Source organism: Massilia eburnea (genome assembly GCF_009720745.1).
Lineage (GTDB): Bacteria > Pseudomonadota > Gammaproteobacteria > Burkholderiales > Burkholderiaceae_D > Rugamonas > Rugamonas eburnea.
This window is the reverse complement of record NZ_WNKX01000005.1, coordinates 1-26,464: the sequence shown is the minus strand read 5'-3', so window position 1 is coordinate 26,464 and position 26,464 is coordinate 1. Positions and strand designations below refer to the sequence as shown.

Below are 26,464 nucleotides of genomic sequence, written 5' to 3'. Positions count from 1 at the left end.
TCAAGCTCCCGGCACAGCGCGGCGTGCCTTGCTAATCGTGTAATGCAGGCTGGATGGCTGCAGCACCGCGTCGAAGTTGACCGGTTCCTGTGCCGCATGCAGCACCAGCAGCGCCGTAATGGCGAAATTCAAGCGGTCGATGCCGCCCTCTTGCACCTCAAGCGAAGCCCGCACATTGCGCAGGCGCGGCTCGTGCCGCGCAATGGCCCGCTCCAGGCCCTGGCAGATGGCGGCGCGGTCGTCCGGACTCGCCAGCGACATGCCGGCGAAATCGTTCAGCCCATAGCTGACGATGGAACGGCCGCACTCCGGAAAACGCTTGAGCAAATGCTCAGGGATGACGGTACGGGTATTCAGCAGCGCTTCCAGGTCGCGTGCAACGGAATCTTTCATCTCGTCGAGCGACATCCTGTAGACAGCCGCACTGCCGCCGGTCTCGCCGGGCTGCAGCAGCCGGTCCATCAGGCCCGGCGCGAATCCCCTCACCGTCATCTAGTCCCCGCTTAAGCTACCTTGTTGGACGACAGGTCCCAGCCGCCGGAGGTGTTGCCGCCGGAGCCGCCGCCGACTTTCTGCTGGGTGTACTTCCACTTCACTTTGGAGTACTTCAGCGCTACGTCTTCGGACAGGATGTCGCCTGGCTTGACTTCCGGAGCGACGCTGGAGATCAGCACGTTTTCCAGTTCGATTTCGAAGTACTTGACGCGGTCGCCCTGGCCGTCAGCACGCATGAACTCCAGTTTTGCTTTCGGCAGGGTTTTGCCGGAGGAGCAATTCTGCAGCAGCAGTGGCGAGGCCAGGTCGGCCAGCTTGGAAACTACGATATCGCGGTGCTCGGTGCGTTCCGCGGTGTGGCCGCCGCCGGTCGATGCGGTGGCCGACTTAGGCTGCAGGACTTCCCACTGGACGGACTTGACTTCGATCCAGTCCTTGTGGGTGGTATCGGTGGACTCGCCTTTGATACCGTCAATTTGCAGGTAAACGTCGATTGCCATGGTGTTCCTTTCTGTTTCAGTGAAAAAAAATAAAAATTAAGACTTGGTCGATTGCGGCAGCTCCGCGACCAAACGGAGTGAAACGGACAGCTCGTCGAGCTGGAAATGCGGACGCAGGAAGGACACCGCACGGTACACGCCAGGACGGCCTGGCACTTCGGACACTTGCACGCTTGCTTCGCGCAGCGGGAACTGCGCTTTCTGTTCCTGGCTGGCGTTATCGTCCAACAGCACGTACTGGGTCAGCCAGCGGTTCAGGTAATCCTCGACGTTCGACGCAGCGGCGAAGCTGCCGATCTTGTCGCGCATCATGGCCTTCATATAGTGGGCGATGCGCGATACGGCGAAGATGTACTGCAGCTGGGCCGACAGGACGGCGTTGGCATTGGCGGCGTCGGTGTTGTACTTGCGCGCCTTCTGCGCAGACTGCGCGCCGAAGAAGGCGGCGTAGTCGGTGTTCTTGCAATGCACCAGGGAGATGAAGCCAAGGTCGCTCAGCTCCTTCTCGCGGCGGTCGGTGATGGCGATTTCGGTCGGGCACTTCAGCGCCACTTCGCCTTCATCGGTCTTGAAGGTGTGGGTCGGCAGGTCTTCCACCAGGCCGCCGCCTTCAACGCCGCGGATCGCAGCGCACCAGCCGAAGTCCTCGAAGGCGCGGGTCAGGCGCACGCCGAAAGCATAGGCCGCGTTGCACCACAGGTATTTGTGGTGGTCGGTGCCGTCCACGTCTTCCACGAAGTTGAAGCCTTCCACCGTGGCGCCATCGGCCGGGTTGAAAGGCAGGCGGCCCAGGAAGCGCGGCAGCGTCAGGCCAACGTAGCGCGAATCCTCGGATTCGCGGAACGACTTCCATTTGGCGTATTCGACGGTGTCGAACACTTTCGACAGGTCGCGCGGCTTGCCCAGGTCGGCGTAGGTCTCCAGGCCGAACAGCTCCGGCGACGCAGCGCTGATGAACGGCGCATGGGCGGCAGCCGCCACGTGCGACATCTGCTCGACGAAATACATGTCTTCCGGCTGGCGGGTGAATTCGAAGTCGCCGATCAGGGCGCCGAACGGTGCGCCGCCGAAGGTGCCGAATTCTTCCTCGTACACCTTGCGGAACATGGCGCTCTGGTCGAATTCCAGCGCGCCCTGGAAGTCCTTGACCAGCTCTTTCTTGGTTGCGTTCAGCAGCTTGATTTTCAGGCCGGTGCCGGTGGCGCTGTTCTTCACCAGGTAATTCAGGCCGGTCCAGCTGGATTCCAGCTTCTGGAATTCCGGCGCATGCATGATGGCCGACAGTTGCGAGGAAATCAGGCGGTCCAGCTCCGCCACGCGGGCGTCGATGGTGGCGGCCAGGTTGTCCGACACCACCACGGTGCCGGCCATGACCTGCTGCGCCAGTTCGGAAATGATGTCGCGTGCACGGGCGTGCTCGGTGGTGGACTTGGCGACCTTGCTTTGCTCGACGATCTGGTCAAGCAGGGTATGTTCCGCGGTGGCCAGCGCACCGCCGGCGTTCAGTTGGGCCGACATATCATTCTCCTTTTTCTGGCTTCTGGCCCAGTTCGGCCAGTTTCTCGGTGCTGCGCAGCACGTCGTTCAGCAGGTCTTCCAGCTTGTCGTTGCCGGCCAGCTTGTTGCGCAGGTCAGCCAGCTTGTTGCGCGCTTCCAGCAACTGGCGCAGCGGCTCCACCTGCTGCACCACGGATTCCGGACGGAAGTCCGACATGGCCTTGAATTTCAGGTCGACGCCGAACTGGCCTTCGCCGCTCAATTCGTTCGGCACGCGGAAGGTGGCGCGCGGCTCGACGCCTTTCAGCACTTCATCGAAGTTGTCGCGGTCGATGTTGACGAACTTGCGCTCCTTCAGGCGCTTCTGCTCCACCTCCGAATTGCCGCCGAAATCGCCGACGACACCCATCACAAAGGGCAGCTCCTTGTTTTCGATCGCGTCGCCGATCTCCACGTCATAGGTCATCTGGACCCGTGGCGGGCGGATTTTCTGCAGGCGCTTTTGCACGCTTTCGCTCTTGGACATGGCTTCTCCTTGTTTGAACTAGTGGGTTATTTCAGTGCGCCGAAAGGATCGGCGCTGGGGGTGGATGCTTTTGGTGCAGTTGCAGCAGAAGCAGCAGCTTTGCGGGCGGCGGTGCGCACAGGCTTGGCCGGCTTTTCGGCGGCCGGCGGCACCAGCACGGTTTCGCCCAGGCTCTCGCGCAGCAGCTTGGCCAGGTCTTGCGATTCGGTGCGGATGGAGCCGGACAGGTTGTTCTGGCGGCTCAGGTCTGCCAGCGCGCGGGTCGACAGGCGCAGGCCGGAAATGGCGATGATGCTGTTGGCCAGCTGGTCGGAAGGATCGCGCACCAGGATCTCCTGCGCACTCACGATCGCCTCGCCATACTGCCCTGCGTCATAACGCGTCTGGGCCATGTTCACCCATGGCTGTTTGTCGGCCGGGTAGGCCTGCGCGGTTTCCTTCCACAGCGTGATGGCCTGTTCCTGCTTACCGGCGGCCTTGGCTTCGCTCGCCTTGGCCAGCAAATCCTCCAGCTTCGGCTTGGCCGGCGCGGCCACTTTCGGCGGCTCCATGGTGGAGCAGGCGGACAACGAAGCAGCAAATGCTGCGACGCACAAAATACGGGAGATAACAGTGATTTTCTTCATAACTAACCTCGTTTGACGGACAAATAGCTTTTTTACAATAGTTGCATCGGACGAACGTTAGCAGAAAAAAAATATTACCCACGCACAATTGAATCTCACCAATTTCCACACCCCCGCGCACGATTGAGCCTTTAAGTACAAGGTTTTTGCGGAAGTGTTATTGTTCTGGCACTTACCAGAAAACAATTATCAGAAGGATCACAGATGGCCAGCAAGGTGTTATGGGGCGAAGGTTTGTTTCTGCGTCCCCAGCATTTCCAGCAGCAAGACCGCTATCACGAGCACCGTTTGCATCGCAGCGTAAAAGCCGTGCATCCTTATGCCTGGGGCGTCGACCGCCTGGCGATCGATATGGAGGCGCTGGCGCATAACACCCTGCGCCTGCTCGAGCTTTCGCTGGTACTGCCGGATGGGGAATTGATCGAAGCGCCGGGCAGCGACCACCTGCCGGAAGCGATCGACCTTGGCCAGCTGGCGCAATCGCAGCACAGCGTGACGTGGTATGCCGCCCTGCCCGTGTTCAAGCATTTCGGCGGGAATTTTGCGCCAGCCGGCCAGCCGGCCAATGGCGCCCGCTTTGCCCAGGCCAACGTCGATACACCCGACCTGTACACCCAGGCCGCGCAAGCCGAACTCGCCTACCTGAAAAAAACGCTGCGTCTGGTATCCGACGCCGAACCGCGCGAAGGCTATGTGTGCCTGCCGCTGCTGCGCCTGCGCCGCTTGTCCACCGGCGGCTTTGAACTTGATCCCGGCTTCGTGCCGCCAAGCCTGACCATCCGCAGTGCGCAACCCTTGTTCCTGCAGCTGCGCCGCCTGCTCGATGCATTGCAAGCCAAAGTCAATGCACTGTATGGACACCATCGCGAACCAAGCCGCAACGTGATCGAATTCCGCAGCGGCGACATGTCGACCTTCTGGCTGCTGCACACCGCGAGCACGGCATTCGCATCGCTGTCGCACTACTACCATAACCCCGAGCTGCACCCGGAACGCCTGTACGAACAGCTGCTATCGCTGGCCGGTGCTTTGATGACGTATTCTCGCAGCTGGTCTCTGTCGGACCTGCCGCCGTATCGCCATGACGATCCAGGTCCGGCGTTTGCGCAGCTGTACATGATCGTGCGCGAACTGCTCGACACCGTGATCTCGTCGCGCTACTTCGCCATCGCCCTGTCGCAGCCAAAGCCGGCGCACCACCGCGGCATGCTCGATTCCGGCAAGATCAGCGAGGACACCACGTTCTACCTGGCCGTTGGCGCCGACATGCCGGCTGTGGAACTGGTGGACGTAGTGCCGCTGCGCTTCAAGGTCGGTGCGCCGGACGACGTCGAAAAACTCGTGCTGTCCGCCATGCCTGGCGTGCGCCTGACGCATGCGCCGCAGGTGCCGGCTGCAGTGCCGGTACGTCCCGACACCTGCTACTTCACACTGGACGCCAAAGGCCCGCTGTACGAACGCATGCTGCAGGCCCAATCCATTGAAATCTACGCCCCATCCGGCATGCGCGAATTGCGCCTCGAACTGATTGCTGTGAACTCCTGAACCAGAGCAGAACATGAATACCATCGCCCCGCCTTCCCTGATGGCCGAACCGGCCGCCTCCCCCGCAGCTAACGGCACCCTGCTGGACTTGATGTACGACGGCTTCTACGCCCTGTTCATGCTGAAGAACGGCAGTGCCCCGCAGGACCATGCCGAATTCCAGTCCCGCATGACCCGCTTCCTCGACGACTTTGGACGCAACGCCCGCAAGAAAGGCGCCTCCGCCGACGACATCGACGCTTCCAAATACGCCTTCTGCGCTGCCGTGGATGAAATCATCCTGCGCTCCCACTTCTCCATCCGCGACGCGTGGGAACTGAAGCCGCTGCAACTGACGCTGTTTGGCGACCAGCTGGCCGGCGAGAACTTCTTCAACCGCCTCGATGCGCTGCGCACCCGCAGCAGCGAACATATCGAAGCGCTGGAAGTATTCCATATGTGCCTGCTGCTTGGTTTCCAGGGCCGCTACATCCTGGAAGGCTCGGAAAAACTGGGCTACCTGACCAGCCGCCTCGGCGACGAAATCGCCCACATGAAAGGCCGCCGCCCAGGCTTCGCACCGCATGCCGAGCGCCCGGACCAGGTGATGCACAAGCTGCGCAGCGACTTGCCGCTGTGGGTGCTGTGCTCCGTGTTTGCACTGATTTCCGCGCTGGCGTATATCGGCCTGCGCACCTCGCTGTCCCATCATACCGAGCAGCAGGTGAGCGCCTATAACGACGTGGTGCGCATGGCGCCGCGCCAGGCCAATATCACCATTACGCTGCCGTGATGCGGTCCCTGTTTGGAACAGGCCTGAGCCAGCATGGCCGCCTGTTGACGCTCTCCAGTGCCCAGCAATCCGGCCTGCCGGAAAGCCTGATGGCGGAACGCATGTCCGGACGCGAAGGCGTGAATGAACTGTTCTGCTTCGACGTCGATGCGCTCAGCACCTCCAGCAGCCTGGAACTGGGCCAGTTCATCGGCGAGGAACTCACGGTCCGCTTGCTTCAGCCGGACGGCAGCATGCGCTCATGGCACGGCCTGTGCACGCGAGCCAGTTGGCTCGGCGCCGACGGCGGCGTTGCGCGTTATCGCTTGCGCCTGGAGCCGGCGCTGGCCCTGCTTCGCCTGCGCCGCGACAACTACATCTTCCAGGATAAATCCGTACGCGACATCGTGCAGGAGCTGCTGGCCGATTACCCGCAAGTGCGGCTCGATTTTGACGTCACGCAGGAACTGGCGCCGCGCGCCACCTGCACGCAATACCGAGAAAGCGATTTCGAATTTCTGTGCCGTATCCTGGCTTCCGAAGGCCTGAACTGGCGCTTCGAGCATGACCAGGATGAAGAGCTCACGCAGGACGGCCACTCGCGCCACCGCGTCGTGATTTTCGACAGCCAGGCCAAGCGCCCCGTGGTGCAAGCCTTGCGCTTCCATGGCGTGCGCGCCACGGAGCGCGACGATTCCATCGACCAGTTCTCGGCGCGCCGCGCAATCGCGCCCAATGCCGTCAGCATCGCGAGCTGGGATCCCGCGCAAGTGGCAGCGCCGGCAGCCGAACTATCGAGCAATCTTGCTGCCGGCGAACTGCCGTCCATGTCGATCTACGACGGCAGCGAAGAGCGCAGTTACACCGAAAGTGGTGCAGCCGACGGCCACAGCCTGCTCATGCTGCAAGCCGCCGAACTGGCGAACAAGCAGTTCATCGGCGAAGGCTCAGCACGCCGTCTGGCCGCAGGCAGCAATTTCACGCTGACTGGCCATGAGCGCTTTGATGGCGACGAATTCACGTCGCTGTGGGTAGAACATGAAGCGCGCAACAACTTCACGCCAGCACTGAAGGCCGGCTCCGGCGTCGCACCCGGCACCTACCGCAATCGCTTCGCCTGCGTGCACGCGGCCGTACCGCTGGTACCACCCGCCACCGCACTACGCGCACGAGGCTCAGCGATCGGCGCGCAAACCGCGCTGGTGGTCGGCCTGCCCGGCACAGCCAATACCACGCAACGCGGCCAGCAAATCCGCATCCAGTTCCCATGGCAGCGCGGCCCCGGCGCCAATCCCGGTGGCTCGCAGCACAACACCGAAGCGGAAGGCAATGCACCCGGCGACGACAGCTCCGGCACCTGGGTGCGCGTGGCCGAAGCGCTGGCAGGGCCGAACTTCGGCAGCCAGTTCACGCCACGCATCGGCACCGAAGTCCTGGTGGATTTCATCGAAGGCGATATCGACCGGCCAGTCGTCGTGTCCCAGCTCTACACCGGCAGCGATACGCCACCTTTCGCGGCTGGCGTGGACTCGAGCGCGAACCACGCCGGCGTCATCTCCGGCATCCACAGCCACAACCTGGACGGCGGCGGCTACAACCAATGGGTGCTGGACGACAGCAGCCAACAGCTGCGCATGCGCCTGGCCAGCAGCACCGCCGCCAGCCAGCTCAATCTCGGCCACATCGTGCAGCAAGCGCCAGATTCCGCCTTGCGCAGCACGCATCGCGGCACCGGCTTTGAATTGCGCAGCGACGCCTGGACAGTGCTGCGCTCCGGCGAAGGCCTGTTGCTGACCACCAGCCGCCGCGCTGCGCAAGGCAGCGGGATCGCCTCCACCCAGCTGGAAGCCGACGACGCCATCGAGCGCCTGCGCGCCGGCCAAGCGCTCGCCGAAGGCCTGGCAAAACCCGCAGGCCAGCAGCACGCCTTGTACAGCGCCGACGCAATCAAGGCCCAGAAAGAGCTGCTCAAACAGCTGGACCCGAAACAGCAAGGCAAATACGACGGCGCGGTCAATGGCCACGCCGCCCAGCGCGCCCAATCCGGCGCACGCGATCTTGACGCAGCCAACCCAGTCGAACGCTTCGGCGGCGCAATCGCCGTAATCGACAGCATGGACAGCATCAACCTCGCTACGCCCGCCTCCACCCTGCTGTTCGCGGGCGAACAACTGCACTGGACCAGCGGCTCCGACCTGCATCTGACAGCCGGAGAAACCTACTCCAGCGTCGCCGCAAACGCAGCCACGATGTTCACCCGCGAAGGGGGCATCAAGGCCATCGCCGGCAATGGCGACGTGACGCTGCAAGCCAATACCGGCGAGCTGGAAATCCTGGCGGACAAGGAAGTCGTAGTCCTATCGGTCAACGACGGCATTGAGATCAAGGCCAACAAGAAGATCGTCCTGCACGCAGGCCAATCCTCGATTGTGCTCGAAGGCGGCAACATCACTTTCGCCTGCCCGGGCAACTTCACGGTGAAATCGGCCAAACACGATTTCCAGACTGGTGCAGCAAAAAATGCTGAATTGCGAGAGCTACCAAACGAACTTGTAACACCAAAGAAGGAACCTTACAGCCTTCGTTGGAAAGCGATTAGCGCGGTGTCCGGAGAGAATGCACCCAAGGTCGACGTTTTGCTCCTGGACGCGAGAACTAGAAAGCTGGTGCAATCAACCAAAACCGGTGGTGATGGCAGAACTGCACGGCATAAAGACGATCAGAAGGCCCAGGAATTTGTTGCACTAATTGGATCCGGCGATTGGACCACCGACGTCACGACGCCTGATCAGCCGCAGAACATGGATCCAACAGATTGGTGGGATTGGGAAGCCGAGGAATGAACACGACTTACGTTGTAAAAGAACGAGACACGCTCACAAAAATCGCGGGTATGCATGGAGTGACAGTACCCGAACTTGTTGCCGCGAATGGCATCAAGAATCCGCAGTTCATACGCAAGGACCAGGTGTTGGTCATCCCGCCGAAAAGGCACGCTGCCTTATCGCCATCACCGCGCGCGCTCGAAGCCACAGAGAAGCCAACAAAGAACTTGTACGTTCAGGCTAAGTGTGCAGCCGGAAGACCAATTCCTAATCTCAAATTGGCGATTGAAGTTGGCTGTGAACGTACCGAACACATCACAGATGCTTCCGGCCAGATCCCCGCATTGGCAGTTGACAATGCAAACCAAAACGTAAAGATCTTTGCCGAAAAAAGCTCCGGTGGTTGGAAAAAAATTTCAGATTTGACCGTCAGCCATGAAAGCACTTCCGTGACGCTTCAGAGTCCGAAGGTTTCGGTCGATTCAAAAACTGCTGTTCACGATGGCCCCGCACAGACGTCCAAGTTAGACAAGCCAATCCCCACCGCCCCTGGAACAACTGAAGAGAGGCGCAGTGCTAACGGGAATCCTGTTCAGTCAGTCGCGCTTGAGTGTCCGAACAAGGAAAACCTGAAGCTGTTGGCGAACTTCAAATACCGGGACATTATTCTGACAGCAAGCAAACGAAGTAATATTTGCCCTCAGGCGATTGCTGCAATCATGAACGCTGAAGCCGCGACAATTATCGTTGTCGAACAAATTCCGGTTATCAACAAGAAAAGCAAGAAGCAAGAGGTTGGGAAAGATGGAAAACCAAAATTTAAAACAAAGAAGACTTCGACCGGGGAATGGGATCCAAACTCAGCATCACCAAACTCTTCCGCTAGAGGGATGACCCAGTTCCTGGATGGCAGCTGGATCGATCAGGCAACAATTAAGGGCACTTTTCTAAACGAGTACGCAACATCTCAGGGGTGGATTACTGAAACTACCATCTCCGTGAAACAGGGAAAAAAGTCGATTGACAAGAAAGTCGCGGCATTCAAACTTGCCAACGGTGGGTTCGTCACGCCTCGGAAGGGATATTCGCTGGCGCAGACACTAAACAGCGATACGTATCTCAATGGACGAGCAACCGCAAAAGATGCGAATTTGCAGAAGCTGTTGGATCTCCGATTCAAAGCCGACTTTGCTATTCACACTGCTGTGGACTACGGCACCCAGAACCTCAAAGGATTGGAGGAGCGAGGCATTCACACTTCAAGCCTGCCTGACAGCGAAAAAGCAAAAATGATCTATCTAACGCATCATTTGGGCCTCGGCGACGCAGTTGAATTCATCCGACGAAGCATGAGCCCAAAGAAGGCCCAGCATCTTTATGAACAGCAGGTCGGTGTGAAAGCAGCTGAGGAGGAAGCAGACGAATTCGGCGGTGACTATGTGGCTGCACACCGGGCTTGGCTGCAAGGTTTCATTGACAATAAAATCAAAATTACTGAAAAAATGTGCGATGCATCCGCGATGGCGGCACCAAGGACGCTGATCGCAATTACTGACTCCATTGCGTAATATCTTGAATAGGCGTTTCCATGCGATTGAAGTTTATGAAAGTTGGCCTTACCTTGCTTTTCCTCTCGGCTGGTTTTGCTGCCAATGCTGCCCCTACACTTACCGATCAACAAATCTTAGAAATCAGCCAGACGTACCCAACACCACTTGGCATCGTAAGGTTCGTAAATAAGGAAGGCCAACTGGATACGTCGTTCGATCGTATCATGTTGAACAGCGACGTCCTTTTGACCCCATCGCACCAAGTCGACGGCTGGGGAAGTAGTCAAATCCTCATGAAGTGGGATGGAATGGCGAAGGGAACTCGGGATTCATTCCCATCTGACGGAAAGAAATTAGGCCGTCGCCTCACTAAGCGTTTAGTAATAGCCGAGGGCCCCGATGGAAATTGCGTAAGGCAATTCATCATTCTTGACTTCACTCTGGATAAACCTTTTGTGAGCAAACGCTTTGGTGAGAACAAAGATATGAAGAGCTGTCTCATGTGGGAAGGCGCCAAATGGGGAGCACGTGAATCTCGCATAACGCTTTCCAACGGGACTTTCATTTACAAAACGGGCGGTGATGTCGTCAAGTCTGATGATTAAGAATGTTCGTCTAACTCCATAAAGTGGACTTCAATTTCCCACTCAAAATCTGCTGCATTGGCCTAGTCGTGGTCGAGATCTTCACAACCACGAGCGGTGAGGCTATGGAGACTGCTGCCAAGGCTTGTGCAAGCGCTCCATGCGCCAATACGGCCCCTGGTGAGGATCCTGGAGAAATCGAATTACGTGCAGCAAATGCAGAACTCAATGAGATTCGCGCTAGCAGCGACGATAAATTGCGCTGGCAGACAATTACCTTATTCTCCAACTCCAAAGATCCAAAAAATCAAAAGCTGATTCTTCATAAAGAAAGTAACACCGAGGTCACGCTCGAAGCGGACAAAGGCCTTCTGGTGTTTCGTAGTCCAAAGGGCAGAAATGCCTTCCAGATTGCCCCTCCGCCCGGCGATGCGGATAATCCCTGCCCCAAATATCAAGTGGAAATTGTAGATGCGAATTCCGAGCATGCCATCGTCCGCAAAATCTGCCCCAAGTACGTATATGGTCAGGGACATGAGTTCAAAAGCTTTGACTACTACCTCTACGATCGAGCAACTGTAATGACCCAGCGGTTCCTGCTCAACTTAAGCCGCTAATCTAAATGCCTCAGCGGGTGTTTTCATGCCCAGTGCCTGGTGCGGGCGCTGGTTGTTGTAGAACCCAATCCAATCGCCAATAACCCGGCTGGCGTGCTGCGAAGTCTCAAAGCGGTGGCGATGCACGCATTGCTCCTTCAATGTGCGGATCACGCGTTCCACCATGCCGTTCTGTTCCGGGCAATGCGGCGTGATGAATTCCTGGCGCAAGCCATAGCTGCGCACCAACGCGGTGTAGCTGCGGCTAGTGAAGACCAAACCGTTATCGGACCGCAGCAAGAACGGCGCCGACACTCGGCCCAGCGTGCCATAGCGGGCAATGAGTGCCTGCTCCAAGGCCGCTTCCGCGGTCTTGGCCTTGCCTGATCGAGACAAATGCCAGCCAAGCAGTTCGCGGGTGTGGCAGTCAATTACCAAAGCCAGTACCAGCCAGCCGTCTCGGCCGGCCCAAACGCGGCATAGGTCTGTCGCCCAGCGTTGATTCGGCGCTGTCGCCACCGACGGCAAAGCTTGAACGCGTGGCCTGAATCCAATCGGTCGTTTCTTCACTTGCCAGCCTCGCAGCTGGAAAATGCGCTGCACGGTGTTCTTGTTGAAGCCCAGCAGGGCCGCAACGGTGCGATAGCCGAACGATGGCTCTTCGTTGATCATGGCCTTGATTGGTTCGGCAAACCGCGGCTGCACCTTCGGCTCCGCCTTGACGGACTTGTAGTACACCGTCCGGCGCGGCATGTCGAACCATTGGCACAACTTATTGATCGAAACCTTGAATCCGTCTTCTGCTAGTCCCTGGCGGATCGTTTCGATCACTTGTCTTCCTCGCCCAACAGGGACGCCAGCTTTTTTCGAGCACGCAGTTCAAGCATCGCTTCACCATATGCTTCCTGCAGCTCTTTGATCTGGCGCTCATACTGCTCGCGAACATCCAAGGGCTTGGCCCGCAACGCGTTCTCCATGCCCCGCTTCGCTTCATCGACCCATTCTTCGATCTCAGACGGCGGCATATCGAAAGCCCGGCTGGCCTCGGCGACCGTCGTTTTCCCCTGAATGATTTCGGTAACCAGCGCCGCTTTGCGCTTCGCCGTCCAGCGTTTTACTTCTTCTTCCATAACCATGCTCACGTGATGTCCTTTCTGTATTATCACCTGAGCAGGAATTCACTGGGTCATTACACAACTGCAACGATGCGCGTAATTTGGTCAGCTTCGGCGTTACAGAACGTGAGCATGTTGAAAATACCAAATCCAGATCCGGTTGTTACTCCAACCGCGAAAGGATACCGGTATCAGTGGAAGGGCCAGGGCGCACTGGGTGGTTCCCTCGGAAACGTCAGCTACAACAATCTTTACGAAAGAAAAAAGTCTAACAATGGCACCCTACAATTGGTATGCAAAGACATGAGTGTCGGCAAACAAGGCGAAATTGAAACTGGATCATGCGAGGGTGGAGTCCTTCCGCTAGTCGGCAAGTAAGGAATTATGAAAAATTGATGGCGAACTTGAATAAAATCGCTATTTGCGGCACAGCATTTCTTCTGCTGGCTACGTGCAGCGTCGCGCAAGGAAATGCACCTGCAGGCAAAGCTCAACGCGAAAGCGAAGCGATGACCGAGCAGATCAAGCAAGGCGATAACGATAAAGAACGGTGGTCCCGCGTTTCGCTCTATTCGGACTCAGAAGAACCAGAAGACCTTGCGATGACCGTCGTCAAGAGCGTTGGCTTGGCCATGAAATTAGATCCAACTCACGGCCAGCTTGCTTTTACTTCTAAGGGAAGCAAACAAGTCTTTGCAATCGCTACCACCGTCGATGACAAGCGAACCGTCTGCCCCAAGTACAACGTCCGAGTAATCGATGCATCGGCGAAGCATGCAGTACTGCGCCGAGTGTGTAACGAGTACGAATTTCGTCCAAATCGGTTTGTAGCGAGCGTCGACTATTTCATCTACGACGCTGATACCTCCACGATGCGTTCCATCTGGCACAACGAAGTTACAAAAAAAGGATCACCTCTCCCTGTAGCTAAACCAGTTCCGATGGTTCGCGTTCTCCCTAACGGTTATCAATTTGATTGGCAAGCTCAAAATCTCAACAATATTTCGGAAGGTCCAACCGAAATCCACACGACCTACTTGCGGAAAAACGTTGAAGGCGCGCGTAGCCTGATCTGCACTGATAACGCTGCACCAAAAGGCGAGGGTCTTGAGGCAGGATATTGCGAGGGCGAGCGGCCGCCAGTTATTACAAAATGATGGAACAATGAGACAAGTAACGCTGGCGACGGCCCTTTCCCTTGTGCTGGCTCCAAGTTTCGGCTTTACGAGGGCTGATCTCGGAGATCCGGATGTGACGTCCGAAACTAGGGCGAACACTTCGTCTACTAGCAAAGACCCAAATGACGCTATTGACCGCGAGGCAAAAGAGCGTATCGATCAAATTCGCTCTGGCAGCGACGACAGGCAGCGCTGGAAGAAGGTCAAACTTTACTCTGACGCTCCTGACCCGAAACGGTTGATTATGCCGCTGCTTACAGGAAGTAACACGATGCTTTCGCTGGATCCGACTTCCGGCAAGATTACCATCGCCAGCCCAGAGCAAAAACATGTTTTCGAATTTGCTCCTGCCAAGGGCTCACCAGATAATCCGTGCCCGCTGTACATTGTTCAAGTGATCGATGCAAGCAAGGAACACGCATTGATTCGGAAGACCTGTCCAAAGTTCGAGTACAAACCAGGGCGCTCCTTCAAGTCCTATGACTACTACTTATATGACCGCCAAACTGCAACCATGCGCGACATCTGGTCTGCATCTGCGATGGAAAATTTAAGTCTCTTGCAGAGCCCGTCCCCGGAACTCAGTGTGAGCAACACCGCCGATGGTTATAAGTTTCAATGGAAGGGCGAAGTCGCTTCTGGCGGCTCCATGACAATGTACAACTTCAACAACATGTACATCCGCCAGCGGAACAAGGACGGTAAGCTTGAGTTGGTCTGCAAAGACATGCTCAGCGGGAAGCAAGGCGAAGTCGAGTCCAACCGCTGCGAGGGCGGCGTGTTGCCACTGGTGCCAAACTAAATCATACCGCTCGTCATGGCAGGGGTACCGACCTGCCCGTATTCAAATTCAGATGAAGAACCCGCTCATTGCCCTCGTCGCAGCCGCTCTGCTGCCTTCCGCACCGGCCCATGCCCTCTCCCAAGGCATCAATAAATGGGAGACACCTAACGGAAAGCTGGTTCTCGTGCTTGGAACCTACGAGGACCAGATTAAATACCACCGCAACTTTACTTTCTATTTCCAGAATGGAGAGTCGGACGATTGGCATCAGGTGCCGATCATGGAGAAAAAGGGTATTCCAAGTATCGGCTGGGACAGCGCTTCCCACGATGAAATTACGCTGGCAGATGGCACTGTTGTACAGCGGGCTGACGGCGTGTACTTTGTCACTGCCAGCAAGCGAGCTGGAAAAGGCAGCTATTTTGATCCAGGAGATGTGACGGTCACGTGGTATCAACTGCTGGACGCCGGCGACAACGACCACGATGGCGCTGCGCAGCAGTTTTCTCCCACATCAACTCGCATCATCCGCGCAGTGCCAAACGGTGTGGACGACATTATTGCGAAAGAATCCAAACTCCCGCTGGTACAGAAACAGTCGGCGGAAATTCTTGGGTTTAAAAAAATCACGCCATTGGGGAAGGTCATCAGCGTGACCCGCGTAGTCGAAAAGACCGACGAGAAGATCCTGGTTCTGACAGAAAAGCCGACAAAGTCTGCCAACGGCCGCATCGAGCGCATTGACCTGAACGCGACCTATTACGGCAAGGCGGGCCAGCAATGGAAAAGCGACTGGGCTATCAACGATTTCGTTAACTGCCCAGGTCTTGACAGCAAGGCTTCATTCTTCCCCGATGCCACCACAATCACCGACATCGATGCCGACGGCAAGCCGGAAATCACCATCGCCTATCAATTGTTTTGCGGTGGCGGTGTCGAGCCTTCAACGGTAAAGGTAATTCTTCGCCAAGGCGACACCAAGTATGCAATAAGGGGGGAAACCATGATCCGTTTGCCGGGCCAGGCAGCGATCGGAGGCAATCGCACCCCGGACCCGGGTTTGCTTCAACCGGCGAACGTGGCCTTCCTCAAACATCTCGAATCGGTATGGAACGGAGTCTATGTTGAAAAACGCTAGTGCCCTGATGTTTTTCGCAGCCTGCATATCGTCGTATGCCGCAACGCCGACCATCGACGTTTTACCGGGGGAATACAATCTCACCTCCTCCACCACAGCTCCAGTAGGCAATTGGGTATACAGCAAAGCGCATGTCTCCGTCAGAAAGCTGGATGAACGGCATGTTGTCATCCTGTTCGCCTGCGAGTGGAAGCGCAATCCCAAGGCCGCTTGCGACGACTATTACTTCGCGCAATGGCGTGACGGCGGTCTTTATTTACAAGACATGAATACAGATGCCTTACGCATCTATTTTGATCCATCCACTCGCGCATTGACCATGATTTCCCGCGCTGTCGATGCCAAGGAAAGTGTGCGGCGCGATGTATTTTCACCGGTCGGCAATGCTCCCGACGACGCAACTCTTGCACGGCGCCTTAAGCGATCTGAAAAGAGCTACGTTCATCCAGAAAATCTACGCGTCTTCGGTCCATACAGTAAATGGAAGTACGACAACAACCGCATCGAGTTCCAGAACGCTACACCTTGATGTAGATCTTCCTTTTGTCCAGCCAATAACCAACCAGCCAGGTCGCGGACATGAACAGAAGTGCAAATGCCAAGGAGGCGGCTTTCGGGCTGCCGATTGGTTCCAGTGAGTCCGCCAATGGCGCGTACGTTCCAGTCTTATCGAGCGCAATCACGGCGATTTGCGACAGCAGGTAAATGAACAAGGTGTTCTTGCCGAACACTTCGAAAAAATACGTCCATCGGTGTATCCCACGCACTTCGATAAGCCAAGCAAGGGCGGCCAGCACGAGGAGCGCAGTACCACTTGATATCAGCACATAACTTCCAGTCCAGAGTTTCTTATTGATCGGCAGTAGTGGCGCCCAGCATAGCGCCAGCACGGACAACGCCGCGCCGATGGCTGCCAGCACGCTTACGTTGCGGGTTGTGCCGCCTTGATCTCGCAAATGACGACCGGCAAAATAGCCGGCGATCACGTTCACAGTGGCGGGCAAGGTACCAAGCAGGCCCTCGGGGTCGAAAGCTATGCCCTCGCCTTTGTACAGATGTCCTGGCCCAAACAGCCAGAGATCGACGGCGCGGCCTGCGTTGCCTTCAAGGCTGTAGTCGCCGAACAGCGCCAAGAGCAGCCAGTGCCCCGCCAAGGCCACAACGCTGAAAACCAGCGCGCCGCGCGCACCCAGGAAATGCAGCACGAGCGCCGAAATCCCGAAGCACAGGCCGATCCGCTGCAGCACGCCCGGCAGCCGGACTTCACTGAGCGGCCCGCCTAGCTTAGGCAGCACGCACAGTAACAATCCAAGTCCGACGATGATGGCCGTGCGCTTGCCGACTTTTGCCAGCACGGCGCGATCGCCGAGGCTTTCGTAGCGTGGCAGTGTAAATGCCAGCGCGTTCCCGACCGCGAACAGGAATGCAGGGAAAATCCAATCCGTCAACGTGTAGCCATGCCATGGTGCATGCAGGAGCGGCGCGTAGACGTGGCTCCAATTGCCAGGTGTGTTCACCACGATCATCAGCGCGACCGTCAGGCCGCGCAGCACGTCCAGCGATTGATAACGGCCTGGCGAAACAGTCATCGGCTCGCACCGCCCCGCGCAGCGGCCTGCGTTGCAACCGGGTCGGGAGAAATGCTCATCGCGCGGTGGTAGGCCGCGGCAGGAACGCCTGGCATCGTGCTGCAGTTACCATCCGCGCCCGCGATCGGCTGGCTGCATGGCTTGTCGCGGTCCAGCGACCAGAAATGCAGCCCAGCCATGCCGAAGCGGCGCACCGCCTGCGCCGTCGCCTGGGCATCCTCCAGCGTGAAGACGTTCTCCACCACATCGTTCACGCCAATCATTGGGGTCAGCGCGATCTGCGACAGCGGCACCTTGTACTTGCGCTCCACATTGCGCGCCGCCTGGATGGCAGACGCGCCCATGTCACAGCGGCCTTCGCGCATTACGCAGGACTGGGCGCTGGCGGGACCATAATCCATCACCATCAAATTCAGCACGAAGTCGCGTACGCCATGGCGGCGAAGTGCCGCCAGCACGGCTTCACCTGTCTTGTTCAGGCTATGGTTACTTCCATCCGACGCCGCATGCGTCCCCACCGTGAAGCTGTAGCGAAGCTTGGGGTACTTGCGCTGGGCGTAACGCACGCGTTTGATCAGCGAATCAATCTGCGCAAGGCTTTGTTCGGCCTCGACGTCGAAATCAAAGCCCACCAGCCGTGGCGACATATAGCGCGACACGAAACGTTCCATGCCCGCATCGCTGGAGCAAGTGAACACGCCGCCCTCCCCGCCGGTCGAAATGATGTAGTCGGTCGCCGCGCCGGCGACGTTTGCGTCGGCAACGGCCTGCCCCGGCACTTTGCCAGGCCAGGTCTCTTCGCCGCATTCGCCGTTTGCGAAGGCCCAGCTCAGCACAGTTCCCGCTGCCAGCGGCGCACCATCGGCAGCATTCGCGCTGGCGCGCGGCACTGTTCCGGCTGGCGCAAGGCCGAAAAATTGGTAAGGGCCGTAAGCCGCACGCGGTGCAGCCACCGTCACGCTGGCGGCGAAAGTGCACACCGCCGCACCCAACGCTGCCACGCAGCGCTGCTGAATGAATCGTTTCATTTATTGTTCCCAAGGACGGCCAGGGCGAGCACGGAAGCCTTGTCGAGGCCAGGCGCCGCAGGCGCGTTCCACCAGTAATTAACCATTACGTTGAGCACCCCGATCGACTCCACGTGGTGCCACCAGAATGAGGGAAGGTACAGCGCATCACCCGGCTCCAGCTCGACCACGATTGCGCGGCACATCGCTTCAAGAAAGCGCGGAAAGCGTTCAAAGTCCGGTGTGCGGAAGTCCACCAGGCTGATAGGTGTCGGCGTCGGCGCGAAATCCAGTGGCCCGATATACAGGTTGGCCGCCTGGTCCGGCGGAAACAGCGTGAAGCGCCGCCGGCCGCTCACCACGCAAGCCAGGTTGTGCGATTCGTCGAAATGCGCCGGCGTCACTACTTCGTTGCCCAGCCATAGGCGCGGCTTCACCGCTGCGTCGAGCACTGGCTGCGGATTGGCGGCAGCAAAACCGGGCAGGCACTCCTCCAACAGCGCGCTTTGCATCGCCACCGAAGGCGCAATCTCGAATTGCGAATAACGCGCAACCTGCTCGACTACTTGCGACACCGTACGCTTGCTGCGCACGAAGTTGAAGCCCTGCATATCCGGCGTGTAGAACAGCCGTCCGCGCGCCTCCGGCGGCATCATCACCGCATCGCATGCGCCGCCGCGGTCGAACTGCATCAGGTAGCCGCACAGCGCTTCCGGTCCCTGCTGCGATGCCTGCACCGCAGCCCAGTCTTTCACCAGGCCGCGCAAGACCGCCGGCTGCTGCCTGGCCACTACCTCCTGCTGGAAGCGCACTGCATCCATCAATATCCCCTCATGAAAAAACCCCGCCGTAGCGGGGTCCCGGTCTTGCATCAAGCGATCAATACTTGAAGCGCAGGCCTGCGTAGTATTGCACGCCGTTGGCGTAGAAACGTGCCGGCTGGTCCTTATTGTAGACGTAGTTCTTCAGGATCGGGTTGTTCAGGTTCTGGCCGCTGAACGTGAACACCAGGTTCTTCGTGATCTGGTAGTTGAACGACGCCGACAGCTGGCCGATCGAATCCATGTACAGCGGAGTGCCACGGTCCTGGGCTGCCAGGAAGGCCGAGCGCCATGCATAGCTCAAACGCACGTTGAACTTGTCGTTTTCATAGAAAGCGCCGATGTTCGCAGTGGTCTTCGACGCGCCCAGCATGTCGCATGGGTCAGCCGAAGTGGAGGTCTGGGTCGCCGGGCAGCTGCCGAACTTCTGCTTGGAGTCCGCCAGGGTCAGGTTGGCATCCCAGCCGAAGCCCATACCCAGCGGCATCTGCAGGTTCATTTCAACGCCCTTCACTTCCGCATCGACGTTGATCGGCGAGGTGATCACGTACTGCGCGAAGACTGGCGCGCCGGACTGCTGCGAAGCGCGGCTGTCGATGAAGGTGCCGGTGCTGGTGCCGTAGCCCACGTAGTCTTTCAGGCCCATGTAGAACAGGCCGACGGAAGCCAGTGCGCGCGGTGCGAAGTACCACTGCAGGGTGGCGTCGATGTTGTTCGACTTGGTTGGCTTCAGTGCTGCGTTACCGCCGTTACCGGTATGGGTTTCGTCGGTCAGCGATACTGTGCCGCCCAGGGCGCCGAAGTCAGGACGGGTCATGGTACGCGAAACGCCCAGGCGCGCCACGAGGTCCTTGCTCACATCAATACGCAGGTTGGCGCTTGGCAGGACTTCGGTGCCGTTGTTCTCGATGCGGGTCTGCTGCACGAAGCCGCCCCAAGGGAAGGCCGGCAGGTTACCGCCTGGCAGCTGGTTCGGCAGGATCTGGTAGCCGTTCGATGCGCCTTCGGTACGCACTACGCGCACACCGGCATTGCCGCTCCACATATCGCCTTCGAATTCACCCATCGCGTAGACCGCCTTGGTCTTTTCGGTCAGGTTGAACATGTCCGGATAGTAGATGCGGTCGGTGCTGCGGTTCGAGTGCACATTGCCCCACTCTTGCAACACGGAGCGATCCAGTTCCCACACGTTGCGTGGGAAGCTGCCGCCCAGGTCACTGGCGAAGTCGCTTGGGTAGGTATTGCCGTTCCAGGCCGGGTTGGTGTTGGCGGTACCTGGCTCGGTGTTGGACCAGTTAGGGCCTTGCGACACAGCGTAGTTGCTGCGCTTATGGTTGGTGCCGCGCACGCCGAACTTGATTTCACGCAGAGGACCGGCTTCCAGCTTGAAGGCTGCATCCAGCTGGCCGTAGGTTTCTTCGTCCTTGGTGGTGGCAGGGCTATAGCCGAACACCCAGTCCAGCACCGTGCCGGTGAACTTGGAGGTATCGATGCTTGGGAACTTCACGGTCGCCGGCGAACCCAGGCCGTTCAGCTGGTAGCTGACGCCGGAGTTGTTCACGTCGCCCTCATACACGCCTTGCGAAGGAGTCTCGCCGGTGCCCTTGGTCTTGCCGATGGAGCCGCTCAGGGTCCAGTCGTTATTCGGACGCCACTTGGCGGCGATGTCGCCGAACTGGGTCTTGGCGAAGGCGCCTTCACGCACGATGTCGTCGACGATACCGTAGCGCAGCGGCGCAGCCGCAGTGCCCTTGTTCGGGAACACGACCGAAGTCAGGGTGCCGTTGCGTACAGTGTAGGACTCCGGAACCACATTGCCGCCGATGGCGCCATTGGCGTTCATGTCGGTCATGTAGTTGCGGTTGTAGTTCGATGCTTCCAGCTTGGAGTTGAAGTAAGTCGCTTCCAGCGAGAAGTCGCGGCTAGGCTTGACCTGCACGCTCAGCATGCCGCCCTTGCGCTTGCGTTCCTGTTCGAACAGCGAAGAGCCGATCAGGCGCGGGAACCAGACGTTCGCCAGGTCAGGCTTGGCCTTGGCCAGGTCGCTGGTCGGCGAAATCTGGGTCCACTGCAGCAGTTCCTGGCCATCGCGGCGCAGGCTGCGCTTTTCCGAGAACAGCTGGACCAGGGCGCCCAGGGTGCCGGTCTCGTTCTTCCAGTTGCCCAGCAGGGAAACCTGCGGATCGGTTTTGCCTGCCAGCGTGGAGTACACGGCCTGCACGGAGCCTTCCAGCACCAGCGGCTCCTTGAAGTCCAGCGGCTTGCGGGTGATCACGTCCACGGTACCGGCAGCGCCGCCTTCCACCATGTCGGCGGTCGGCGATTTGCGGACGATGACCTGGCCCACGATCTCGGAAGGCAGCAGCGAGTAGGAAGCAGTACGGCCAACAGCGCCGCCCACCTGGTCCAGCACGAACCAGTCGCCCGACGAAATGCCGTGGCCATTGATGGTGGTCTGGGTCAGCGAAGGCGCGGTGCCGCGCAGGCTGACACGGTCGTTCTCGTCAAAGCCGCCGGAGCCGGCAGCCGAGGTGGAAATGTTCACGCCCGGCAGACGTTGCAGCGAGTCGGCCACGTTCTTGTCCGGCATCTTGCCCACGTCTTCGGCGGTGATCACTTCAACGTTGGCGGCGGCATTGCGTTTCACCGACAGCGACTGCTGCAGCGAACCGCGAATACCAGTAACGACCACCACGTTTTCGTCCTTCGTGTCCTGCTGCTGCGCGAAGGCCGGTGCGGACATGCCCAGCACCAGCACGGCGGTCGCGGCTGCGATCGGCGTCAGAACGGTGAGGTTACGCGGTTTGACTGCTTCCTGATTGTGTTTCATTTACTCCCCCAATGGTGTGGATCCTTGGCGGATCCGGTCTCAACTTAAAAAGCTACTCCACTACAAAACCAATCGAGCGCCAATATACCGCGGATGAATACCAGAACACTACCAATTTTCATATTTTTTTCACATGTTGTACTGAAAAGACATACCACTTTGTAACGAAATGCGCGTAGTTAACGTTATCAAACGGGCTAAACAGGATTTGTGGTTTGCATACCTCTGGGGAGAAGGTCTTTTTTTGGTATTATCGGCCGCACCACAAAGGGAGACCCAATGGCATCGCTCGCGCAGATCATGCAAGACCTGGTGCAGACCAGTAGCCAACCGCTTTACCAGCTGCTGCAGCGCGCCTTGCGCGAGGCGATCAACCTCCATGTTTTTGGACCGGACGAGGCCCTGCCCGCCGAACGGGTGCTGGCGGCCGACCTGAATATCTCCCGCATTACAGTGCGCAAGGCCATCGACGGCCTGGTGGAGGAAGGCTTGCTGGTGCGCCGTCCCGGCTCCGGTAATTTCATCAACACACGCATAGAAAAGAATTTCGCCAAGCTCACCTCCTTTTCGGAGGACATGCGCTCGCGCGGACGCATGCCGCGCAGCGTGTGGCTGAAAAAGGCTGAAGGAAGCGTAACGCCGGAAGAAGCGCTACGATTGCGCCTTAGCCCGGGTGCGCCGGTCTACCGCTATCACCGCATCCGTTTTGCCGACGACGTGCCGATGTGCGTTGAATACGCCACCATTGTGGCCGACGCCCTACCCTCGCTTGAGGCAGTGGATGTATCGATGTACGAAGCGCTGGAAGCGGCAGGCCACCGCCCGGTGCGCGCGCTGCAGCGCCTGTCCGCCCTCCTGCTGAATGGCGAACAGGCCAGGCTGCTGCAGGCAAAAGAAGGCGATGCCGGCCTGGCCGTTGAACGCCTTGGTTTTCTGCGCGATGGCCGCGCAGTGGAATTCTGCCGCTCAATCTTCCGCGGCGATATGTATGACTTCGTAGCAGAACTGAGCACGCCTTAGCTTAATCATTCTGGACAGGACTAGCTGACGCCATTGGCGTCCGGCAGGTTTCGCCCCTTTGCGGACCTTTACGACTCTACAAAGCGGACGGTCGATGTAGAGCTAACTAGCCCTTCGCGGATTCATCGCGCATTGTCCAACGACCGAAGGGAGCTAGGTTGGGCGAATTGTTATGCTGCATTTAGACCTACGGCAGTTAAGCATTTTTGGTAAATGTTGGATATTTGATTCAGCGCTCTAGATCGGATTGACGGTGCAATTCGTTTAGGAAGGTCACCTCGTTCCGCTATGATAGCCAGGGCCACTAGCAGGACTTCTATTGCATCGGCCTTTGTATGATACGTGGGCGTCAATGGCCAGAATAGTCCGATTTTCCGTTCTCTCGCATAGAGCTTTGCGGTTAATTCCGAGCCGCCCTGATACAGCACAATCGCATCAACTGCATAAGACCATGCAGCGGGAAAGAGGCAGACAATCGACTCAATTTCCCTGCGGGACAAGGGGTGAGTAGCACCGTTCTGGATAGTGATCTTCATCGAATTCCCGCATAACGTACAGGCTAGTCGGCGCCCGAGGCACCTGCTCAAATTTTAGGTCAGAAAAAACGTTGCTTTAGCGCAGCGAACAACGCCAGCAGAATGAATGCAACCCCTAGAAATAAGGCGAAACCACCGCCCAAATAAGCTGCCCATTTCTCGGACGTGACATGCCCAACGACGCCAATGACATCAAGTTGCGGGGGCATAAACCCAGGCCACTTGTGGTCGACGATCGCAAACCAACCACCGACAAGTAACCATCCACCGAACGCGATTAGGCCAAGCAAGCCAAAGAGACCAACAGGTTTCACGGGATGGCTCGATAGTGATTTGGTCATTGGTTTAACGTGCTTAAATTAACAGGAGCGCTTCACGAACCTTAGAGCCGCAACGACAAGTTCTGGCCGGTCTCGGCCTGACTAACTTATTTCAGAAAAAGATCTGACGCCTTTCTGTATGGCGGTTCTTAAGCGGGCATAGTCAAGCCCTTTGGGAAGCCGTAACGGGCGCTCTGGCAACTTCTCTGCTATCAACCGACTGAGATAACCAACCATCTTTTCCTGGCCTACGGCAAGCAACGCCTTATCTTCGACAGAAACATGCAGAGCCAAACAGCGTTGTTCATTCCCAGTTATTGGGTCTTTATAGCTACTAAACCTCGACGGCTTGGAGACTTTACTTATCTGCCCCTGTTCATCGATGTAGTAAGAGATCACCACGATCATGAGACTATCCAAGCCAGGCCCGAAGTCTCCATCGGCCATCGCCGCATTTAGCCAATCCTCAATTCTGCACAATGGTGCCAGGATCATCTTGGCTTCATCCTCGAAGGTGATTGACGTTACTTGAAATCGCATTAAAAATCTTTATCGAAATTGGGGATGAACTTCCTCTGCTGGCCGGTTATAGCTCCCATCCTAGTTCATACTTTGAGTCTCAGGGAGCAACCATTTCGAGGAATAGGGATACGCTTCGATGTACTTCCTTGCGAGACCTTCCGAATCACGAACTTGGTCAATCGAAAGTTTGGCAACCAAGCGTACAATCGCGCTTTTCACATCCTTCACAGTTTCCGCGTCCGCTTGATCTATCAATGGTGCTGCCGCGAAGTTGGCATCAGCACAGCGATACCACGCATATGCAGAGACTAGGTCCTGATTCATACCATTTCCCTCCTCAAAAGCAACTGCCAAGTGCCATTGCGCTTCTCTGTCCCCATTCTTCGCAGCGATAGTCCAGAGTTCAACTGCACGTTCTTGATCAGGCGCCCCACCGAGCCCGTAGTAAAACAGATAGCCAAGGTTATTGTGGGCCGCACGCACGTTCTGCGTGACGGCGGCCTGCCAATGGACTCGAGCATTGGAATAGTCCTTTGCTCTGAAGGATTCGACACCCTGGTTGTATTCCGATTCGTTCGACATGGCGGCACTTCCAGTTAATAAGGCCAAGACAACCAAGAGGATTTTCATTTTCATTCTTCTGAAAGGGATAAGTGTCGTGTTACGTGATAGCTGGCCAAAACAACGAGCGGCGGCCTATGGCCGAATGCGACCTATCCTCAGCAAAGCAGGCCATAAATTACAATGGACATAACCAGTAGAGTGGCGCCGACCGTCAAAATACCGATAGCGTAAGCCCACCATGCGACGCCTCTATATTTCACTGCTTTATACAGCAAATAGAGGCACCAGAGACCGGCCCCTAGTGCCAAAATCAGCGACACCCATTCCAAATTTCCGGCAGTGACGGATCGCGGCAGCCAGGATACTTCGTTAGGTGAAAACGCAAAATACAGTCCTATTACACAGGGAACTGCAGCCGACGTACCAGCAAGCGCTAAGGTCCTACTAAGCTTGTTCACCGAAAAATTCATCCGTCATCCTCAACTTGCACAGTCCGCTTTTGGCTGCAGATTCTGCCTGCGGCATCAACGTGGCCGATCAGCGGCGCCGTCAGGCGTCCGCTGGATTGATTGGTTGGGCTGAAAAAGTCGGCTACTCATCGAAATGTACTCCTTCGACCCAACTGACCAACCTGTGCGTCTCTAGTATGTTCGCGCAGCAAATTGTGCAAACCAGCTTCCATTTAGCTTGGGCGTCAGCCGCGTCAGTCCATCCTTTCTCTCTCGCCAATACAGCGTCACATTCTTCACACCAGACCTGCGCCGGATCGTCCTCGTCAGCCTCGATCGCCAAATAGCCCAAACCCGAGCGTTCAATGAGATGCTCGCAAACGATAGAGTACGGAAGTTGTCCGTGAGCCTTACAGCTAATTGTTTCCTTAGTCATTAGTTGTTCTTCCACCGAGGCCCCAACGTGTTATAGAACGCAAAATACCGAGTTAACATGGGCGCCTGCGATAGAACATCCCTTGTCATTGGCCGAAGAAACCTTCAACGACGGCGCTTCATTAGGTTTCGCTGCGTTTCCATCCAGGTTTAACAAAACCGAAAAAAGTCGCAGCGACCTGGGTCGCGCACCGATTTTGGCATATTTACAATCAACTGGGGAGGGACGCTGGGGAAGCAATGGCAGCTCCTGGCTGCGGATTCAACCGGTCGACGCAACACATTGATAAAACCGTTGAGCCGGCGTTTCGTAGTCTAACGTTTTTCTCGGTCGTTCATTCAGGCGATTGGCGACTGCGTCGAGCTGGCCTTGGGAGTAGTTGGACAGATCCAGTCCTTTTGGAAAATATTGCCTCAGCAAGCCGTTAGTGTTCTCGTTTGTACCTCGCTGCCAGGGATTCCTCGGGTCGCAGAAGAACACCTGAATATCGGTCGCCAGCTTGAAACGCTTGTGGTCGGCCAGTTCAGAACCTGGGTCCCAAGTGAGCGACTTGTAAAGCTCTTGCGGCAGCTTCATCGCGTGCTGGATCAAGGCATTGACGACCGTTTCGGTATCCTTGCGCGCCACCTTCACCAACATCACGTAGCGCGTCTGTCGCTC

28 protein-coding genes are annotated in these 26,464 nt (G+C 57.5%); 12 read left to right on the top strand and 16 right to left on the bottom strand.

All coding sequences use genetic code 11. The features are described 5' to 3' along the window. From tssE to GM658_RS29245, 5 genes are read right to left on the bottom strand one after another with little or no spacing between them, the layout of a single operon-like run. A complete protein-coding gene (gene tssE / locus GM658_RS07905) occupies window positions 1-486 on the bottom strand; it encodes a type VI secretion system baseplate subunit TssE (protein WP_170298747.1) in 486 nt (161 codons plus the stop codon). 17 nt (window positions 487-503) lie between these two features. Continuing rightward, a complete protein-coding gene (locus GM658_RS07900; protein WP_155453476.1) occupies window positions 504-995 on the bottom strand; it encodes an Hcp family type VI secretion system effector in 492 nt (163 codons plus the stop codon). Between the two features lie 36 nt (window positions 996-1,031). Further along, window positions 1,032-2,513, bottom strand: a complete 1,482-nt coding sequence (gene tssC, locus GM658_RS07895) for a type VI secretion system contractile sheath large subunit (protein ID WP_155453475.1) — start codon at window positions 2,511-2,513, stop codon at window positions 1,032-1,034. Window position 2,514: 1 nt separating this feature from the next. After that, window positions 2,515-3,018, bottom strand: coding sequence for a type VI secretion system contractile sheath small subunit (gene tssB, locus GM658_RS07890; protein WP_155453474.1), 504 nt, complete (start codon window positions 3,016-3,018; stop codon window positions 2,515-2,517). A 26-nt stretch (window positions 3,019-3,044) separates the two neighbouring features. Beyond that, window positions 3,045-3,644, bottom strand: coding sequence for an outer membrane protein assembly factor BamD (locus GM658_RS29245; protein WP_229416816.1), 600 nt, complete (start codon window positions 3,642-3,644; stop codon window positions 3,045-3,047). Between the two features lie 204 nt (window positions 3,645-3,848). Here GM658_RS29245 and tssK point away from each other — a divergent pair, with 204 nt between their 5' ends. From tssK to GM658_RS07855, 6 genes are read left to right on the top strand one after another with little or no spacing between them, the layout of a single operon-like run. After that, complete coding sequence (gene tssK / locus GM658_RS07880; protein ID WP_155453473.1) at window positions 3,849-5,189, top strand: type VI secretion system baseplate subunit TssK; 1,341 nt, start codon at window positions 3,849-3,851, stop codon at window positions 5,187-5,189. 13 nt (window positions 5,190-5,202) lie between these two features. Further along, on the top strand, window positions 5,203-5,961 hold the full coding sequence (icmH, locus tag GM658_RS07875) for a type IVB secretion system protein IcmH/DotU (RefSeq protein WP_155453472.1): 759 nt from the start codon (window positions 5,203-5,205) through the stop codon (window positions 5,959-5,961). Next, the gene (locus tag GM658_RS07870) at window positions 5,961-8,783 is read left to right on the top strand and encodes a type VI secretion system Vgr family protein (protein WP_155453471.1); all 2,823 of its coding nucleotides are present in this window, start codon (window positions 5,961-5,963) and stop codon (window positions 8,781-8,783) included. Before icmH ends, GM658_RS07870 begins: the two co-directional genes overlap by 1 nt. Further along, on the top strand, window positions 8,780-10,333 hold the full coding sequence (locus GM658_RS07865) for a LysM peptidoglycan-binding domain-containing protein (protein WP_155453470.1): 1,554 nt from the start codon (window positions 8,780-8,782) through the stop codon (window positions 10,331-10,333). Before GM658_RS07870 ends, GM658_RS07865 begins: the two co-directional genes overlap by 4 nt. A 20-nt stretch (window positions 10,334-10,353) precedes the next feature. Continuing rightward, window positions 10,354-10,920, top strand: a complete 567-nt coding sequence (locus GM658_RS07860; RefSeq protein WP_155453469.1) for a hypothetical protein — start codon at window positions 10,354-10,356, stop codon at window positions 10,918-10,920. Between the two features lie 23 nt (window positions 10,921-10,943). After that, window positions 10,944-11,516 (top strand): hypothetical protein, encoded by a 573-nt coding sequence (locus GM658_RS07855; protein ID WP_211841833.1) that lies wholly within the window; start codon window positions 10,944-10,946, stop codon window positions 11,514-11,516. Here the strand turns inward: GM658_RS07855 and GM658_RS07850 are convergent. Continuing rightward, window positions 11,505-12,326, bottom strand: coding sequence for an IS3 family transposase (locus GM658_RS07850; RefSeq protein WP_170298728.1), 822 nt, complete (start codon window positions 12,324-12,326; stop codon window positions 11,505-11,507). The genes GM658_RS07855 and GM658_RS07850 overlap by 12 nt on opposite strands. Further along, complete coding sequence (locus GM658_RS07845) at window positions 12,323-12,655, bottom strand: DUF1153 domain-containing protein (RefSeq protein WP_371865068.1); 333 nt, start codon at window positions 12,653-12,655, stop codon at window positions 12,323-12,325. The genes GM658_RS07850 and GM658_RS07845 overlap by 4 nt, the downstream gene beginning before the upstream one ends. Before the next feature lie 87 nt (window positions 12,656-12,742). Here GM658_RS07845 and GM658_RS28835 point away from each other — a divergent pair, with 87 nt between their 5' ends. Genes GM658_RS28835 through GM658_RS07825 form a run of 5 tightly spaced genes read left to right on the top strand, consistent with a single transcriptional unit; the run spans window position 12,743 to window position 16,239 of the window. Continuing rightward, window positions 12,743-12,988, top strand: coding sequence for a hypothetical protein (locus GM658_RS28835; RefSeq protein ID WP_170298726.1), 246 nt, complete (start codon window positions 12,743-12,745; stop codon window positions 12,986-12,988). Window positions 12,989-13,005: 17 nt separating this feature from the next. Beyond that, complete coding sequence (locus GM658_RS07840; protein WP_155453467.1) at window positions 13,006-13,767, top strand: hypothetical protein; 762 nt, start codon at window positions 13,006-13,008, stop codon at window positions 13,765-13,767. Window positions 13,768-13,774: 7 nt separating this feature from the next. Next, window positions 13,775-14,590: a hypothetical protein gene (locus GM658_RS07835; protein ID WP_155453466.1), complete on the top strand. Its 816-nt coding sequence runs from the start codon at window positions 13,775-13,777 to the stop codon at window positions 14,588-14,590. Between the two features lie 52 nt (window positions 14,591-14,642). Continuing rightward, window positions 14,643-15,710, top strand: a complete 1,068-nt coding sequence (locus GM658_RS07830; RefSeq protein ID WP_155453465.1) for a M949_RS01915 family surface polysaccharide biosynthesis protein — start codon at window positions 14,643-14,645, stop codon at window positions 15,708-15,710. Then, complete coding sequence (locus tag GM658_RS07825; protein WP_155453464.1) at window positions 15,694-16,239, top strand: hypothetical protein; 546 nt, start codon at window positions 15,694-15,696, stop codon at window positions 16,237-16,239. Before GM658_RS07830 ends, GM658_RS07825 begins: the two co-directional genes overlap by 17 nt. Here the strand turns inward: GM658_RS07825 and GM658_RS07820 are convergent. Genes GM658_RS07820 through GM658_RS07805 form a run of 4 tightly spaced genes read right to left on the bottom strand, consistent with a single transcriptional unit; the run spans window position 16,229 to window position 21,957 of the window. After that, on the bottom strand, window positions 16,229-17,299 hold the full coding sequence (locus GM658_RS07820) for an acyltransferase family protein (protein WP_155453463.1): 1,071 nt from the start codon (window positions 17,297-17,299) through the stop codon (window positions 16,229-16,231). The genes GM658_RS07825 and GM658_RS07820 overlap by 11 nt on opposite strands. Beyond that, on the bottom strand, window positions 17,296-18,327 hold the full coding sequence (locus tag GM658_RS07815; protein WP_155453462.1) for a glycoside hydrolase family 18 protein: 1,032 nt from the start codon (window positions 18,325-18,327) through the stop codon (window positions 17,296-17,298). Before GM658_RS07815 ends, GM658_RS07820 begins: the two co-directional genes overlap by 4 nt. After that, window positions 18,324-19,127 (bottom strand): cupin-like domain-containing protein, encoded by an 804-nt coding sequence (locus tag GM658_RS07810; protein ID WP_155453461.1) that lies wholly within the window; start codon window positions 19,125-19,127, stop codon window positions 18,324-18,326. The genes GM658_RS07815 and GM658_RS07810 overlap by 4 nt, the downstream gene beginning before the upstream one ends. A 58-nt stretch (window positions 19,128-19,185) precedes the next feature. Further along, the gene (locus GM658_RS07805; protein ID WP_155453460.1) at window positions 19,186-21,957 is read right to left on the bottom strand and encodes a TonB-dependent receptor; all 2,772 of its coding nucleotides are present in this window, start codon (window positions 21,955-21,957) and stop codon (window positions 19,186-19,188) included. 279 nt (window positions 21,958-22,236) lie between these two features. Between GM658_RS07805 and GM658_RS07800 the strand changes: the two genes are divergently transcribed. Beyond that, the gene (locus tag GM658_RS07800) at window positions 22,237-22,977 is read left to right on the top strand and encodes a GntR family transcriptional regulator (RefSeq protein WP_155453459.1); all 741 of its coding nucleotides are present in this window, start codon (window positions 22,237-22,239) and stop codon (window positions 22,975-22,977) included. Window positions 22,978-23,147: 170 nt separating this feature from the next. Here GM658_RS07800 and GM658_RS07795 read toward each other — a convergent pair whose 3' ends face one another. The 5 genes from GM658_RS07795 to GM658_RS07775 all read right to left on the bottom strand — a co-directional run. Further along, window positions 23,148-23,513 (bottom strand): hypothetical protein, encoded by a 366-nt coding sequence (locus tag GM658_RS07795; protein ID WP_155453458.1) that lies wholly within the window; start codon window positions 23,511-23,513, stop codon window positions 23,148-23,150. Between the two features lie 59 nt (window positions 23,514-23,572). After that, window positions 23,573-23,854, bottom strand: coding sequence for a hypothetical protein (locus GM658_RS07790; RefSeq protein ID WP_155453457.1), 282 nt, complete (start codon window positions 23,852-23,854; stop codon window positions 23,573-23,575). An 81-nt stretch (window positions 23,855-23,935) separates the two neighbouring features. Beyond that, entirely contained in the window at window positions 23,936-24,373 is a 438-nt protein-coding gene (locus GM658_RS07785) for a hypothetical protein (RefSeq protein ID WP_155453456.1), read from the bottom strand. A 60-nt stretch (window positions 24,374-24,433) separates the two neighbouring features. Beyond that, entirely contained in the window at window positions 24,434-24,985 is a 552-nt protein-coding gene (locus tag GM658_RS07780) for a tetratricopeptide repeat protein (protein ID WP_170298725.1), read from the bottom strand. Between the two features lie 1,080 nt (window positions 24,986-26,065). Beyond that, window positions 26,066-26,464, bottom strand: a 399-nt coding sequence (locus GM658_RS07775) for an IS30 family transposase (RefSeq protein ID WP_155453454.1), incomplete at its 5' end; no start/stop codon positions are given.

Coding starts and splice junctions, on each gene's coding strand:
- GM658_RS07900 (WP_155453476.1), bottom strand. CDS start 995: ATGGCAATCGACGTTTACCTGCAAATTGACGGTATCAAAGGCGAGTCC.
- tssC (WP_155453475.1), bottom strand. CDS start 2,513: ATGTCGGCCCAACTGAACGCCGGCGGTGCGCTGGCCACCGCGGAACAT.
- tssB (WP_155453474.1), bottom strand. CDS start 3,018: ATGTCCAAGAGCGAAAGCGTGCAAAAGCGCCTGCAGAAAATCCGCCCG.
- GM658_RS29245 (WP_229416816.1), bottom strand. CDS start 3,644: ATGAAGAAAATCACTGTTATCTCCCGTATTTTGTGCGTCGCAGCATTT.
- tssK (WP_155453473.1), top strand. CDS start 3,849: ATGGCCAGCAAGGTGTTATGGGGCGAAGGTTTGTTTCTGCGTCCCCAG.
- icmH (WP_155453472.1), top strand. CDS start 5,203: ATGAATACCATCGCCCCGCCTTCCCTGATGGCCGAACCGGCCGCCTCC.
- GM658_RS07870 (WP_155453471.1), top strand. CDS start 5,961: ATGCGGTCCCTGTTTGGAACAGGCCTGAGCCAGCATGGCCGCCTGTTG.
- GM658_RS07865 (WP_155453470.1), top strand. CDS start 8,780: ATGAACACGACTTACGTTGTAAAAGAACGAGACACGCTCACAAAAATC.
- GM658_RS07860 (WP_155453469.1), top strand. CDS start 10,354: ATGCGATTGAAGTTTATGAAAGTTGGCCTTACCTTGCTTTTCCTCTCG.
- GM658_RS28835 (WP_170298726.1), top strand. CDS start 12,743: ATGTTGAAAATACCAAATCCAGATCCGGTTGTTACTCCAACCGCGAAA.
- GM658_RS07840 (WP_155453467.1), top strand. CDS start 13,006: ATGGCGAACTTGAATAAAATCGCTATTTGCGGCACAGCATTTCTTCTG.
- GM658_RS07835 (WP_155453466.1), top strand. CDS start 13,775: ATGAGACAAGTAACGCTGGCGACGGCCCTTTCCCTTGTGCTGGCTCCA.
- GM658_RS07830 (WP_155453465.1), top strand. CDS start 14,643: ATGAAGAACCCGCTCATTGCCCTCGTCGCAGCCGCTCTGCTGCCTTCC.
- GM658_RS07825 (WP_155453464.1), top strand. CDS start 15,694: ATGTTGAAAAACGCTAGTGCCCTGATGTTTTTCGCAGCCTGCATATCG.
- GM658_RS07820 (WP_155453463.1), bottom strand. CDS start 17,299: ATGACTGTTTCGCCAGGCCGTTATCAATCGCTGGACGTGCTGCGCGGC.
- GM658_RS07815 (WP_155453462.1), bottom strand. CDS start 18,327: ATGAAACGATTCATTCAGCAGCGCTGCGTGGCAGCGTTGGGTGCGGCG.
- GM658_RS07810 (WP_155453461.1), bottom strand. CDS start 19,127: ATGGATGCAGTGCGCTTCCAGCAGGAGGTAGTGGCCAGGCAGCAGCCG.
- GM658_RS07805 (WP_155453460.1), bottom strand. CDS start 21,957: ATGAAACACAATCAGGAAGCAGTCAAACCGCGTAACCTCACCGTTCTG.
- GM658_RS07800 (WP_155453459.1), top strand. CDS start 22,237: ATGGCATCGCTCGCGCAGATCATGCAAGACCTGGTGCAGACCAGTAGC.
- GM658_RS07795 (WP_155453458.1), bottom strand. CDS start 23,513: ATGAAGATCACTATCCAGAACGGTGCTACTCACCCCTTGTCCCGCAGG.
- GM658_RS07790 (WP_155453457.1), bottom strand. CDS start 23,854: ATGACCAAATCACTATCGAGCCATCCCGTGAAACCTGTTGGTCTCTTT.
- GM658_RS07785 (WP_155453456.1), bottom strand. CDS start 24,373: ATGCGATTTCAAGTAACGTCAATCACCTTCGAGGATGAAGCCAAGATG.
- GM658_RS07780 (WP_170298725.1), bottom strand. CDS start 24,985: ATGAAAATCCTCTTGGTTGTCTTGGCCTTATTAACTGGAAGTGCCGCC.